This window comes from Lentisphaera araneosa HTCC2155 (assembly GCF_000170755.1).
Taxonomy (GTDB): Bacteria; Verrucomicrobiota; Lentisphaeria; order Lentisphaerales; family Lentisphaeraceae; genus Lentisphaera; species Lentisphaera araneosa.
The window spans coordinates 211126-224802 of sequence record NZ_ABCK01000005.1; the positions used below are offsets into that span (position 1 = coordinate 211126).

The 13677-nt window shown below is 41.2% G+C and carries 11 protein-coding genes; 7 read left to right on the top strand and 4 right to left on the bottom strand.

The genetic code is table 11. The features are described 5' to 3' along the window. Nucleotides 1–103 precede the first annotated feature (103 nt). From LNTAR_RS06680 to LNTAR_RS06705, 6 genes are all read left to right on the top strand, one after another. Complete coding sequence (locus tag LNTAR_RS06680) at nt 104–1597, top strand: sulfatase (protein ID WP_007277900.1); 1494 nt, start codon at nt 104–106, stop codon at nt 1595–1597. A gap of 390 nt (nt 1598–1987) precedes the next feature. After that, nucleotides 1988–2578: an RNA polymerase sigma factor gene (locus LNTAR_RS06685; RefSeq protein WP_007277901.1), complete on the top strand. Its 591-nt coding sequence runs from the start codon at nt 1988–1990 to the stop codon at nt 2576–2578. A 67-nt stretch (nt 2579–2645) separates the two neighbouring features. Next, nucleotides 2646–3122 carry a DUF1559 family PulG-like putative transporter gene (locus LNTAR_RS06690; RefSeq protein WP_052607304.1) on the top strand — a complete coding sequence of 159 codons (477 nt, stop codon included), beginning with the start codon at nt 2646–2648 and terminating at the stop codon, nt 3120–3122. A gap of 42 nt (nt 3123–3164) precedes the next feature. After that, on the top strand, nt 3165–3455 hold the full coding sequence (locus LNTAR_RS06695) for a hypothetical protein (RefSeq protein WP_007277903.1): 291 nt from the start codon (nt 3165–3167) through the stop codon (nt 3453–3455). Nucleotides 3456–3555: 100 nt separating this feature from the next. Further along, on the top strand, nt 3556–5007 hold the full coding sequence (locus LNTAR_RS25285) for a sulfatase (protein ID WP_007277904.1): 1452 nt from the start codon (nt 3556–3558) through the stop codon (nt 5005–5007). A gap of 78 nt (nt 5008–5085) precedes the next feature. Next, complete coding sequence (locus tag LNTAR_RS06705; protein ID WP_007277905.1) at nt 5086–6366, top strand: sulfatase-like hydrolase/transferase; 1281 nt, start codon at nt 5086–5088, stop codon at nt 6364–6366. A 450-nt stretch (nt 6367–6816) separates the two neighbouring features. Here LNTAR_RS06705 and LNTAR_RS06710 read toward each other — a convergent pair whose 3' ends face one another. From LNTAR_RS06710 to LNTAR_RS25290, 4 genes are all read right to left on the bottom strand, one after another. After that, entirely contained in the window at nt 6817–7911 is a 1095-nt protein-coding gene (locus LNTAR_RS06710) for an IS110 family transposase (RefSeq protein WP_007277906.1), read from the bottom strand. Between the two features lie 310 nt (nt 7912–8221). Continuing rightward, nucleotides 8222–9691 carry an IS5-like element ISLar5 family transposase gene (locus tag LNTAR_RS06715; protein WP_007277908.1) on the bottom strand — a complete coding sequence of 490 codons (1470 nt, stop codon included), beginning with the start codon at nt 9689–9691 and terminating at the stop codon, nt 8222–8224. A gap of 672 nt (nt 9692–10363) precedes the next feature. Next, complete coding sequence (locus LNTAR_RS06720) at nt 10364–11722, bottom strand: sulfatase family protein (RefSeq protein ID WP_007277909.1); 1359 nt, start codon at nt 11720–11722, stop codon at nt 10364–10366. 88 nt (nt 11723–11810) lie between these two features. After that, nucleotides 11811–12590 carry a carboxylesterase family protein gene (locus LNTAR_RS25290; RefSeq protein ID WP_007277910.1) on the bottom strand — a complete coding sequence of 260 codons (780 nt, stop codon included), beginning with the start codon at nt 12588–12590 and terminating at the stop codon, nt 11811–11813. Between the two features lie 194 nt (nt 12591–12784). Between LNTAR_RS25290 and LNTAR_RS26545 the strand changes: the two genes are divergently transcribed. Continuing rightward, nucleotides 12785–13597: a type II secretion system protein gene (locus LNTAR_RS26545; protein WP_007277911.1), complete on the top strand. Its 813-nt coding sequence runs from the start codon at nt 12785–12787 to the stop codon at nt 13595–13597. Nucleotides 13598–13677: the final 80 nt, after the last annotated feature.

Genomic DNA, 13677 nt, shown 5'->3' on the forward strand with positions numbered 1-13677 from the left:
GATCATTGTATAGCTTCACTTTTACACTGCGTTTCCTATGTAAATACAAACGAACGCCGTATTAATTAAATCGTTTATTGAACTCAATAAAATAGGAACAAATATGTCTTTTATAAAAACTTTAATCTTAAGCTTTTGCCTTATTGGCAGTTTTGGACTCAGTGCCAAAGAAAACATGAACGTACTGTTTATCGCCATCGATGACCTGAATGATTGGATTGGTCCTATGGGTGGCAATCCCGCGGTCAAAACACCAAACTTCGATAAGTTTTTCGCCAATGGTGGTATGTCGATGTACAAAGCTCACTCACCTTCTACAGTTTGTGGGCCTGCTCGCTCGGCTATCATGACCGGAAAGCACTGCTACAACACAGGTGTTTATGGTAATGACACCAATTTGAAAAATGCACCAAAAGCTAAAGACCTGCTCACTATTCCTGAATGGTTCAGTAAGCATGGATACCACAGCTTGAGTGCGGGTAAGATCTTTCACAAACATCCAACAGAAAAAGAAATCGATCACGGCCAATGGGCTTTTGATGAACACCATGTTATCAAGGGTGGCCTTGGCGCTAAAAGTAAAGCCAAACCGGCTAATGGATTACTGGATATCAACGGCAAACAAATGAAGGGCAAAGGGCTCGAGTTTGACTGGGGACCCACGGTAAAAAATGACACGACTCAAATGAAAGATTATAAAATCGCTGATTGGGCCGTGAATCAATTCCAAAAGCGCTCTTTTGACAAGCCTTTCTTTATGGCTGTGGGTTTTTCCAAACCCCACCTCCCCTGGTTTGTTCCTCAAAAATACTTCGACATGTACCCTCTCGATAAAATTGAACTCCCAGAAATCAAAGAAAATCCACATGAAAAAATCGTCAATGAAAAAGGCGAATTCATCTACGGAAAAGCCTTTAGAGAAGACTCAAAGCGCTGGGGCCGTGCCGAAAAATATGGCGTCACAAAAAATGCTCTCCAAGCCTATATGGCTAACGTCACCTTTGTCGATGACTGCCTCGGTCACTTACTTGATGGATTAAATAACAGCCCATACGCAGACAATACAATTGTGGTTCTCTGGGGCGATCACGGCTGGCATTTAGGCGAGAAAAAACGCTTTGGCAAATGTCTTCTTTGGCAGGAATCAACTCGTGTACCGCTCATGCTAAAAGTCCCTGGTGTGACGCCAAATAATAAACGCTGCGATGGAGTGGTCAACCTTATTGACCTCTATCCTACATTATCTGAGCTCTGCAATATCCCCGTAAACCCAAAAAATGATGGCCGCAGCTTTGCGAAGCTCGCCAATCAACCTGATATGAAATGGAATAAACCCACGCTCACAAGCTGGTTAGAGGGAAATCACCGCATATACGATGGCCGCTACAGTTACATTAATTGGAGAGGTGGCGATGAGCTCTACGATCATAAAAATGACCCCCTTGAGCACAATAACCTAGCTAATAACCCTGAGTACGCAAAAATCATGGCAAAGCTCAAGGCCCTTGTTCCCAAGCATAATGAGCCCGAGAGTCCACGCAATACTTTTGATAAGAAAAAAATGAAAGAGCTCTACAAAAAGCAAGCCAATAAATAAGTTTTTCTTCCGAGCCGAAGTTCAAATAGACTTCGGCTCTTTTTTAAGGCCAAGTCTAGCACTTCAATCACTTATCTCTTATAATAATGCAAATACGATTAAACAGTTAAGGATGAAAACTTACATCGCAGAGCGATGACACTTTAAATAGCCCCACATGTAATGTGGGGTTTAGTACAAGGGCAATAAACTGTGTACCTTAAGGTACACTACTGAAACAGTCTTCTCAGTTCCATACCTAAAGGCAAGATATATGTTTTTCCCCTGCTTTGTCTTAGGGCTTTGCCCTAAGCTATTTTAAGTTTAATGGTTTCACCATAATTGATATATGCTGGAGATGTATACACATCGTTAACTGGATGATCATGTAAGAAAATATCGGAGAAATTCATGAACCAAACAAGACTGACTTTAATTCAGCGAGCGCAAAACCCGGACGATGAATCTGCATGGAACGAATTTGTAGAAGTTTATAAGAATTATATCTACGTCATTATCCATCAAATGGGTGTAAATAATAAAGATTGCGAAGACATCCTCCAACAAGTTTTAGTGAAACTCTGGAAGAAACTCCCCAGCTTTGAATACGGCGTCAATAAATCAAAATTCAGAACTTGGTTAGGCACAATCACTCACTCTTCGGTAGTTGATTTTTTCCGCAAGCAAAATAGTCAAAACAAACGCATTGAGGGAGCGGCCAAAGAGCAAATTGATCACATTAACACCATCAGTACTCCCGAAATCGAGGAAATGGCTGAACGTGAATGGCGCCTCTATATCACCAACCTCGCGATGAACAATATTGAACAGTTTTTTAGTGGCAAAGCCATCGATGTCTTTAAAATGAGTATCAAAGGCCAATCCAATCAACAAATCAGCGAAGACCTCGAAATTAAACTCGACACTGTCTACATTTTAAAGAACCGAGTCAAGAAACGCCTCACCGAAGAAATTAAACAACTCAAAGCCCAATACGAATAAAAGTTCAAAACACTTGATAAGAAGTCCTTACAGTGGGCGATCAATTATGAAATATAAGGTCATCTCTATGAAAAAATTCACTCTTATCGAACTCTTAGTCGTTATTGCCATCATCGGCATTTTGGCTTCTTTATTACTTCCCTCTTTAAAGCAAGCGCGGGGTTCAGCCCACAGAGCCTCATGTACCAATAAATTAAAACAAATCGGCATTTCTCTTCTTTTATATAGCGATGACTATGACTCACAACTACCAGTAGAATATGCCACTAAACTTCCCTGGGATGATAGGCTTGGAATTGCAGGCGTTGACGGAAGAAATATCACGGAAGCAGATGCCTCGAAAGCTGGTGGCTACAAATATGATGAATGGGGTGATACCCATCAACTCTACCGCTGCCCTTCTGATCCCAAGTCTTGGGATTGGGGCGGAAATGCAGTTCGCTCTTATACAGCTAATCAGGGGCATTGGAATAATGGTGCCGCTAATTCTAGTGGCTGGGTATTCTCCGGCTTTAGTGCAGAGGATGCCTCTGAAGGTGCTTGATCATTAAAATTCACCGACATAAATGATCCAGCGACAGGAATTATGCTTTTTGAAATCGATGATATTGGCGCAGATAATGACCCCGCAGTTAAACCTTGGAAATGGGTCGGGGCTCAAGGTTCTACGAATAAACCTAAAGATATATATAATAACATGATGGATGACATCGGTGATTACTCCAATAAACACGATAAATTCCTTAAAATGAATTACCTCTTTATCGATGGTCATGTGGAGTTCCTTTACCTTGACGCCACTGTTACTGACGGGACTACCCCCTGGTCCGCTGGCCGTAGTTCTCCGAGTGGCACAATGTTTGACCTTCTTGATTAAGGTAAATCTCATTAGTCACTAAATAAACTAGGGCTCGATGTCCTATAACCTCATGCTTCAATGTGTTTATTAAAAAAACATAAATTAGCAAAGGTTAAAAATGAAGTTCCTCTTATCACTCTTCTTCTTAGCATTTAGTTCAAGTCTCATTGCAGATAATCGCCCGAATATCGTTTTTGTCCTCATTGACGACCTCGGATGGAATGGCCTAAGTTCTTACGGCAATCAATACGTCAATACACCTCACTTAGACAAACTTGCCGAACAAGGCGCTCGCTTTACCGATGCCTATGGCATGTCGCAATGCTCCCCTGCCCGTTTTGCTTTCCTCACTGGCCAATCTGCTGCCAGAACTAATCACACCGCCGTTTGCTTAGAAAAACACGTCCTACCTCATGCTCGTATGATCCAACCCGAATCCAATCGCATGCTCGCCCACGATGCGGTGAATATTGGACGAGAATTAAAGAAGTCAGGTTACCGCGTCGGTGTCATTGGCAAATGGCATGTGGATGTCAACGAAAAGCGTCTCCGCCCTGAAATGAAAGATGCTTATTTAGCTCAATGGGGTTTTGAGACGATTACGCCTGAAAGGTCTGAGGATGATAAAAAGCTTGTCATGGGTTCCACACTTGGCGTCCTAAACTACCTGAAACAAGATCAATCCAAGCCGACTTTTGCCTACCTCGCACACAGAACTGTGCACACGGGCCTGGAAGCGCCCAAAAACATCATTCAGAAATATGTGGACATGGGTTATAATAAAAGTGCCAGTAAAGGTGGCAAGTCTAGTGAAAAACCCATTGCGGATTATTTCGCCATGATCGATTACCTCGACCTCAGCATCGGCACCCTAATGAAGGGTATTGAAGCCATGAAAAGTGAACGCGAAACAGTTGTGATTTTCATGTCTGATAACGGGGGTTTATCCCGTGTCTGGGATAACGAGCCACTACGTCGCGGCAAAGGTTCAGAATATGAAGCGGGAATTCGTGTACCATTCATCGTTCATTGGCCCGAAAAAATCAAAGCTGGCCAAACTATTACTGAACCAGTTCACATCACTGACCTCTTTCCCACATTTTTGAATATTGCCCAAACTCCAGCTCCAAAAAATTATCCGCTTGATGGCGTAAACATCATGCCTCTCATGACAGGTGGTGATTTTAAACGCGATTTCTTCTGTATTCACCTACCGGTTTACATCCCCCACTACGCCCACACACCGAGTAGCATCATCCGCATGGGGGATTTTAAACTGATCAAATTCTACGGTGACTATCAGCAAGACCCCAATGAAAAAGTGATTACGCCCGGAGCCAAAGTTGAACTCTATAACTTGCGCAGTGATTTGAGTGAAAAAAATGATCTCAGTCAATCCATGCCAGAAAAAGCTAAAGAAATGGAATTAAAACTCATGAACTGGCTTGCAGAAAGAAAGGCCCACATGCCTAAGATCAATCCTAACTACGACCCCGAAAAAGCCACCGATTCCATTGCTAGTAAAGTCGATACTTTCGGAAAAATCGCTTATAAAAACAGCAAAAAATAAATCTTACTTTTATCCCTCTAGCGCTGTAATAACAATAAGTCCAAATACCTTAATCAATCTGTAAACTGAGAGGCCATCATGCTTAAAAAATTACTCTTCTTCTTTTTCATGCTCGGAGCTGCACAAGCTGCCGAACCACCCAATATTGTTTTAATTATGACTGACGACCAAGGTTGGGGTCAAGTGGGTTACTACGATCACCCTGTCCTCAAAACACCCAACTTGGATGCTATGGCTAAAAATGGTTTACGCCTTGATCGCTTCTACGCTGGTGCACCCGTTTGCTCTCCCACTCGAGCCAGTGTCCTCACCGGCCGAACCAATATGCGCACGGGAGTTTCTACTCATGGCTACGCTTTACGTCTACAGGAAAAATCACTCGCAACTGCCTTAAAAAAAGCCGGTTATACCACGGGACATTTTGGCAAATGGCACCTCAATGCTCTGCGCGGTCCCGGCATCCCTATTTTAGGTGACGACCCTTGGAGCCCGGGTGCTTTTGGCTTCGAGACCTGGCTCACCGTAAGCAACTTTTTCGATATCGATCCCTACATGAGCCGCAATGGCGAATTTGAGGATTTTAAAGGGGATTCATCGGAAGTTATCGTCCGAGAGTCACTCAAATTTATTGCTGAAGCCGCAAAAAATAAAAAAACTTTTTTAGCTGTAATTTGGGATGGCTCCCCCCACTACCCATTCATAGCCAAAAACGAAGATAAAAAGGCCTTTGCTCACCTCAACCCCATGTCTCAGAACCTGCACGGCGAGCTCGTGGCTTTCGACCGTTCAGTTGGCGAACTTCGCAAAGGTTTACGTGACTTAAATGTTGCCGATAATACCATCGTTTGGTTTTGCAGTGACAATGGTGGGCTCGAAGTCAAACCAAGTAGTGTAGGAGGATTAAGAGGTAAGAAAGGTGATTTCTACGAAGGCGGTATTCGCGTTCCTGGCATTATCGAATGGCCAGCAAAAATCACTCCTCGAGTGACGAAAGTCCCCGCCGTGACAATGGATATTTTTCCGACTCTTGTCGACCTCCTTGACCTTCCCGAAGACTCAATGCTAGAAACTGTAGATGGCATCAGCTTAAAAAATCTCATACAGGGTTCTGACGCTAAAAGAGACAAAATGATTCCTTTCGCCATGGGTAAAAAGGGAGCTCTGATTGATAATGATTATAAATTATTATCTGTAAAAAAGGGCAAATTCGAGCTCTATAATCTCGCCGATGATCATGCCGAAGCCAAGGATCTCTCCAGTTCTAATCCGGAAGTTTTCGCTAAAATGAAGCAAGCGTTTTTAGCCATTCAGGCTTCGATTCAAGAAAGTCAAAATGGTAAAGACTACCCATCCATTTAGCCATATTTGTCAAGTAGACAATAATCTATTGTATCCGTTTTTTGTTATTTTTGCTTAAAACGAAGCTTAGAATTAGCTCTTTACTTTGTGCCCATCTTGATTTCAACTTTGTGGGTACGAGTCTTCACAAAAGTGAAGCCCTCCAGCCATCCATATAAGGTCAACGGTTTTAAAGGAACCGTGTTGATCAGTCCAACTTTTTCTTTTAGCTGCGCTCAACGCCTTAGAAACTCCTAACGGTCATATCCTCGCCGTCCCATTCAGTTGGGTGTTAGGGCTCAGTCCTTCTCTATTGGACTGTCCAGGGTTTTAGGGGCTCGGGGAGGAGTGGGTCATCATCAGTAAATTGCTGTGAGTGTAAAGTGTACACTCAGCCATATCCTAATCAGTTAAGTTGTCTCGACGGAACAAGGGTAATCAATAGGTTCATGACTGAGGTACTAAATTTATTTAATGAACTTTTTTTGTGAGTCGCTCATATTTTTCTCTGCCGAAAAAATCGATAGGATCAAAAGGTTTCTTTCGTAAAAGCATAAAATAAATAGCTCGGCATATTTTATGCATAAAGATGGATCGTCCTTTGCGTTTACCGTGACGTTGATCGAGTTCATCGGCAAAGAATTTCATTACTGGATCTGATTTTGCTAACATTGCGATTTCACCAAAGGCCCACTTTAAGTTAGGGTTGCCCATTTTTGTCCCACTATAACCATAACTTTTTCCCGCACTTTCTTTTTTGCATTTAACAACGCGACAGTAACTTGCATAATCACCTGGAGTTTTAAATCTTTGAATATCATGAGTTTCATAAACCAGAGTCATACCTAAAATATCTCCGATACCTTTCATTGATTTCACTATTTCAAAATCTTCTTTGAACTGAGAGTCAAGGGTGAATTTCACAAGGTCCTTATCTATTTGTTTTAACTGATCAGTAAACATCTTTAGTAAATCGGCGTTGAGTTGATAGTTTCGAGCCATAGCATGATCTTCTGGTAGGAATGTCTGAAGATCCATGAACTGAAGTGATGACTTTGCATTTCGTCGAAGCTCAGCAGAACTATGTTTTAAATTATTTTGGTCTTCGAAGAGATTAAGATAAATTGATATACCTGAGCGAATACTCACGAGCTTGATTCGACGGCGTAGTAGATCTCGGTGAGAACGAAACCGACGTGGACAAGCATACGCTTTGGGCAGGAGATTAGTTCGTAACAAATCTGTTATTTTTTTACTGTCTATTTTATCGTTCTTTGCTTTACCTCCATGAATTGCTCCCATATAAAGGGCATGGCCTAGGGCAAATTGAACGGGCTCTGTTTCACAAAAATCAGATAATTTGTACCAGTTGTAAGTAGTTTCGCAGGCAATAGTAAGGTCATCCCAATAAGGAGAGAGGATTTTCTTCATGTACTGAAAGTCATTATTTTTGATCTCTGTGTGCACGTATATTTTTCCTTCTTTGTCCATCACGCAGATATAAGACATCGATTTGTGAAGATCAATTCCGCAGTGAAATTTTGTTTTTGTAGTATACATTTTCATGGCAATATCCTTTTTTGTTTTGTGGAATTACAATTTAGGTTATTGCCATTTCTTTGCCAAATTTTGTAGATCACGTTTGACCGTGAGTACTATTGGCTAAGCGTACTATCAGAGCAGAAAGTTAACCCACAACCCAAAAGAGGTTTTTGGAAAGACGATGATCGCTACAAAGATTACATGGATGACTTTAATTCACGCATCAAAAAACAGAGAGATATTAAAGAGAAACCCTACGTCCCATAAACTCTAGCCAATTTCACCAACAGCGATCATCGCAAACTTTGCGATGATCGCTGTTTTTATTTAGGCCTTACTGAATGACTCGTCTTTTGAGATGCTCACCCTGGCTAATGATACTTATAAAGTTAAGAAAATGTTCTAATAGCTGCTTATAATATTGGCCAAAAAGTGATAAAAAGGCTAATGCCTTGTCCAAGTTCATCACCATGAATATTAAAGCAATAAGTGTTTCAGACGACGCTTTAATTTTCGTGAAAATGCGATCGAGTTTATAGCGTCTTTTGGCTACACCAAAACAGCCTTCTACTTGGTTTCTTATAGCTTCATCTTGGCGTTGTATATCCTTTTGTTCTTTACGTAATTTTTCATCTTTGGGAGGCCTTCCAAGACTGGGACCACTTATCCTTATCCCATGCTTTTTACAATGTGCTCGATTTTCTTTGTTTCGGTAGATTTTGTCAGCATGTGTTGATTCGGGATAATAACCGAATCGTTCTTTGTATTTTTCAATTTGTGAAATCAGTTCGGTCCCTTCATTATAAGAGTCAAAGCTAATCGTATCGGTAAAGGTCCAGCCATCGACCACACTGATAGATATTTTTGCTCCGAATTCCGTATGAGCTCCCGCCTTCCCCCGAACTATGGGACGGATATGTGGTTGATGAATACTTACGATGCGATCATCTACGCTTGTTACTTTGTTATCGTACATGTATTGCTGTTGTTGATAAAGTGTCCCGATCACCAGAAGTTCACGATATAAACTAGGCTTCAATAGAGTAAGATCGGCATACTTTTTGAGTTCATCTATACTGGCGAGGTTCCTCCTTACGCAATGGAATTGTCTGTTAATCACCTCACGTCTTTTCTTTTTCGAAACACGTTTTTTTAGAACAATACTTAAAAAGCTTTTCCTGCCATCTTCACGATAAGTTCGAGGCTTAACTTTATCTTCTGTATTTGAGCGATGACACCAAAGGATATCGATTACTTCCTCAGTTTTTTCACGGGCTTTATTTAGCAACCCAAGGTCAGTTGGGTAGTGAATATCACCAGGAACACAACTGGCATCAACAATTAAAGAACCCTTATTTGATGGAGGATCATTGTCTGAATCATCATTAGAATCCTCTTCTTTTTTACGTGTCGCTGTATGCAGGAGTTCGTCAATGTCTTTAATGTCCTGAGCGCCAAAACGCTTTCGAAAATGAGTCATCATGCTCGAATCAAAAGGTGCTTCCTGTTTATATCTTTCAAAGCCCAAGAAATATTGAAGATAGGGATTTTCAGAAATCATTTCTACCGTTTCTTCATCAGTTAAACTTAGCTTTACTTGAATGATAAGGGAACCAAATGCAGTTCTTGCAGGAAGAGCTTTGGGCCCAGTATGACTGGTGAAATTTAGTGCATAAATTTCTTCGACATCTGTCCAAGGTATTATTGCCGCTAACTTGACCCAGCGATTATTGATATTGAGTGTACCATCTAGAAAATAAGGTAAATTGGCCATTTTGGGCTCTGAGCCCGTATTTTTATACATCTTATGCAAACCTAATGACTGTTTTGAGGGGTTTTGTTTACATATAACATAGCATGAATTACACTTATCTCATTGTATATAAGTTATTTATATCTTAATCAGTGAGCCCTATTTAGATAAAAGCAGATCGTTCGCAAGCTCATTGTAAGATCGTTCGCAAGCTCACTGTAAAACCGCTTCGCTGTAAGAGGCTTGGTGTCATGTTTTGCTGGTAGCTCCGCATTCTATGCGGAATTTCTCACCTGGGAGCGCAGGCATCCTGCCTGCTTTTAAAAAGCTTATAGTAAAGTCGTCAGTTCACTTCGCTGGCAGATCGTTCGCAAGCTCACTGCAGATCGGCCTGCGGCCTGCAGTTTATAAAGAAGTCGTCAGACCGCTTCGCTGGGAGATCGTTCGCAAGCTCACTGCAAGACTGCTTCGCTGTAAGAGGCTTGGTGTCATGTTTTGTTGGGAGCTCCGCATTCTATGCGGAATTTCTCACCTGGGAGCGCAGGCATCCTGCCTGCTTTTAAAAAGCTATCATCAATTGTATGTAGTCCACGGTTTACCGTGTGGGAGAACAAATTCGACAGTTCGCTTCGCTGGCAGATCGTTCGCAAGCTCACTGCAGATCGGCCTAGGGCCTGCAGTTCTCTAGGGGTTCATGAGATCTAGAAGTGACCTAAAGATATTTTACTTCTTTGACTTCTTGTCTTTTTTCTTAACTTTAGCAGCTTTGGGCGGGCTGCCCTCAGGCCTTTTGTAAATCATTTGACCCTCAGTTGGGTACTGGTCTAGAACTTCCTGAAGCTTGTGGCGCATGGTGCTTGCCAGTTCAGTTTCCTGACCTTTCTTAAAGGGCGATTTTTCATACACATCTTCAGCGTAATGAAACAAATCACCCGTTGAATAAAGCTTCCATTCTTTTGACTGAACAAAAACTTTTGGGCTCTTTTTAGCCTCTGTAGGACGGGAATTATAATACATATACATGAACTCCCTAGGTTCATATGAATCGCCCGTCAAAAGTGGTGCAAAAGATTTCCCAGTCACATCTGAAGGAACCTCAGCTTTCCCTAAAGACGCGATAGTTGGCAGAATGTCACCAACGTGAACCAAGTCATCATTTTGCTGTGTCTTTGTTTTTCCTTTCCAATTGGCTATAAAAGGAACGTGAATACCATAATCAATTGTATTTCCTTTTGAGCCTTTAATTTCACTCCCGTTGAGTTTTGATTTAAGTGAACCATGGGTCCCATTGTCACCTAAAAAAATGATTAAAGTATTGTCGCGAATACCTAGATCTTCCAGTTTTGTCACCATCTTGCCAATTAAATGATCCATGTAAAAAACCATATCTTCAAAATTCTTCTGATGATCTTCACTATTTCTATCTTCACTTAAAGGTGTAGTTGGAAAAGGACTATGAACTAAAATCATCGGGTAATAAACAAAAAAGGGCTGATCTTTTTTGCGTTCCATGAAATCAATGATTTTATCCGTAACGAGCTTAGGACCGTAATCATCTCCACCAAAAGTTTTTGTCTCGCCATTGAACACAAGAGTTGGCTTCCAATAGCGGCTACCACGATCTTTCACCTGCCACATATAATGCTCATCAAAACCTGCATCGGCCGGCATAGTTCCCGGATCCATGCCCGGCTCCTGATCTTTTTCACGTAAAACGAGCTGCCATTTGCCACCTACGCAAGTTGCGTAACCCGCATCTTTGAGAATATGACCAAAAGTTTTTTGAGTGGACGCAAGACAGCCAAAATTGACATAATTGTGAACATTAGATTTCCCCGTCATAATCTTCACGCGACTAGGTGTGCAAATGGGCTGAGAATAACCTTTATTAAACTGAATACCCTCTTTTGCCAGAGCATCAATATTGGGGGTCTTGTATTGGGTACTGCCATAAGCACCAAAACATTCATGGCCGATATCGTCGGCCATGATAACAATTATATTTGGTTTCTCTGAATTCCCGAAAGAATTCAAACAAAAAAGAGCCACAGCAAAGCAAGCCAATTTATTTAGTAAGTTCATAAATCTTTCCAATTTAGTTAAATCAATCTCTTATAATTCTACACCAATCATGGCCAAGTTTGGGACACTAATTAACACTTTATAATGATTATTTTGTAGATTTTTTCTGCGCAAAGAGCCACTTCATAAAAACGGGCTCCGAGTCACAGCGATCACTACTCATCTGAGTTGATCCGTTATCACCCCCAGCAACTGTTTTTAATCCCGTTTTACCGCTGTGCTTGTCACCTGCCCAAATAGTAAATTTCATATTTCCTCCGACAGCTTTCATTTCCTTAAAAACTTTGTGCTGCTTGTCTATTGGACACACCGGGTCCTGATCTCCGTGAAAAGCCCAAAAAGGAATATCTTTAATTTTGTTTACATCAATAAAATCCTCAGTTTTTTTCAAGCCTGTCCCAGCGGCAGGTGCGGCCGCCGCAAAATATTCCGGATCCAATTGTGTCAGAATATAAGTTCCGTGACCACCCATGGAAAACCCGGTGATATAAATGCGATCCATATCCACAGATTGTAAATTCTTGATGATTTCTTTAATCGTATTGAGACTGGATTGACCCCAGTGCTTCGATGTTTGTGGTACGACTACATAGCAAGGATAATCTTTGCGCACCTGTTCCTCTGCAAGGTACTGATTCCATCTACGCAACTGTTTAATATTATCATTCCCTCTACCGCCGGCACCGTGTAAAGAAACGATGACTGGATACTTTTTACTACCGTCAAATTCAATAGGCTTTAACAGGCGATACTGCTCATTACCAATTTTATGAGCTTCGTGAGCCTGAATCACCCAGTCTTCTACTTTAGTTTTTGAGTAGGCATTTACTGATGCCAAAGCCAACAAGACATATAAAATATTTTTCATTTCACTTCCTAAATCAATATTAATTTTGAACTCTTACACAGAAGTTTTTCTTCAATAGGACAATTAACACTTCGAAAAAACTTAGGCTTTACTTTCAAATATCCCAATAAAATACCTAAAAACTGTATAGGCTTGTTTTTGACTATCGTTTGATTTAATATTTCTAAATTAAAATAGCGAGGCCAGGATCCGGTATGAAAAAATTTACACTGATAGAATTACTTGTCGTCATTGCCATTATTGGTATTTTGGCCTCCTTACTATTGCCTGTACTTGGAAAAGCGCGCAAAAAATCAAAAGTAGTGGTTTGCCTCAATAATATGAAGTCCTTGAATACCGCAATCTTCCTCTACACAGATGATAACGATGGCTATGTGCCCGCTGCCCCAAATACTTCAACTAGCTGGGATGACCTTCTTATTGGCTATGATGGGCAAAATCGTGAAATAACGAATGAATACAGTTTCGATGTTGATGATTACGGCAATTCACTTAAGCTCTATCATTGTCCAGAAAACAAATACGCGAATAGTGCTAACGCTGCGGGAAGAGAACTAATCAAACGTTCCTACGGATTAACTTCTGGAATTGATAAGTCTCAACTTCCTGGTGGAGGAGGAAGAAATAATCTTGGTTTAAGCAGGGGTGGTTGGTGGACCGAAAATGCTTTTGGTAATTCTGAAGCGGCACAATGGTCAATGAGCTTGTCAGCCATAAACGATTCGGCTACTTCCATCATGATGACTGAAGTCAATACAGATAGACAAGACGAAGAAGGTTTATTGGCTCCTTTAGGCTCACATCCCGATGCTGTATTAAGTTCCACACAGGTTGCTGAGGATGTTACATATAACCCGACTAAACACGTAAAACCGTTTTCACAAAACTACCTCTTTGTTGATGGTCATGTCTCATTAATGTACCTACAAAGCCTCGCAGGTGGTATTGCGGTCGATATGTTCGAAACTTCAGACGCCAGCGGCACCTACTTCGACTGCCAGGATTAAATTGTAAAATATATATTTCACCTGTATAGACTTGCTTTTGTATTGCGTTTCATTTATCAAGATGAATAAATGAGAAGCTA

What these genes read in the sequence shown, in the direction of transcription:
- LNTAR_RS06680 (WP_007277900.1), top strand. Translation starts at nt 104, where the DNA reads ATGTCTTTTATAAAAACTTTAATCTTAAGCTTTTGCCTTATTGGCAGT.
- LNTAR_RS06685 (WP_007277901.1), top strand. Translation starts at nt 1,988, where the DNA reads ATGAACCAAACAAGACTGACTTTAATTCAGCGAGCGCAAAACCCGGAC.
- LNTAR_RS06690 (WP_052607304.1), top strand. Translation starts at nt 2,646, where the DNA reads ATGAAAAAATTCACTCTTATCGAACTCTTAGTCGTTATTGCCATCATC.
- LNTAR_RS06695 (WP_007277903.1), top strand. Translation starts at nt 3,165, where the DNA reads ATGCTTTTTGAAATCGATGATATTGGCGCAGATAATGACCCCGCAGTT.
- LNTAR_RS25285 (WP_007277904.1), top strand. Translation starts at nt 3,556, where the DNA reads ATGAAGTTCCTCTTATCACTCTTCTTCTTAGCATTTAGTTCAAGTCTC.
- LNTAR_RS06705 (WP_007277905.1), top strand. Translation starts at nt 5,086, where the DNA reads ATGCTTAAAAAATTACTCTTCTTCTTTTTCATGCTCGGAGCTGCACAA.
- LNTAR_RS06710 (WP_007277906.1), bottom strand. Translation starts at nt 7,911, where the DNA reads ATGAAAATGTATACTACAAAAACAAAATTTCACTGCGGAATTGATCTT.
- LNTAR_RS06715 (WP_007277908.1), bottom strand. Translation starts at nt 9,691, where the DNA reads ATGTATAAAAATACGGGCTCAGAGCCCAAAATGGCCAATTTACCTTAT.
- LNTAR_RS06720 (WP_007277909.1), bottom strand. Translation starts at nt 11,722, where the DNA reads ATGAACTTACTAAATAAATTGGCTTGCTTTGCTGTGGCTCTTTTTTGT.
- LNTAR_RS25290 (WP_007277910.1), bottom strand. Translation starts at nt 12,590, where the DNA reads ATGAAAAATATTTTATATGTCTTGTTGGCTTTGGCATCAGTAAATGCC.
- LNTAR_RS26545 (WP_007277911.1), top strand. Translation starts at nt 12,785, where the DNA reads ATGAAAAAATTTACACTGATAGAATTACTTGTCGTCATTGCCATTATT.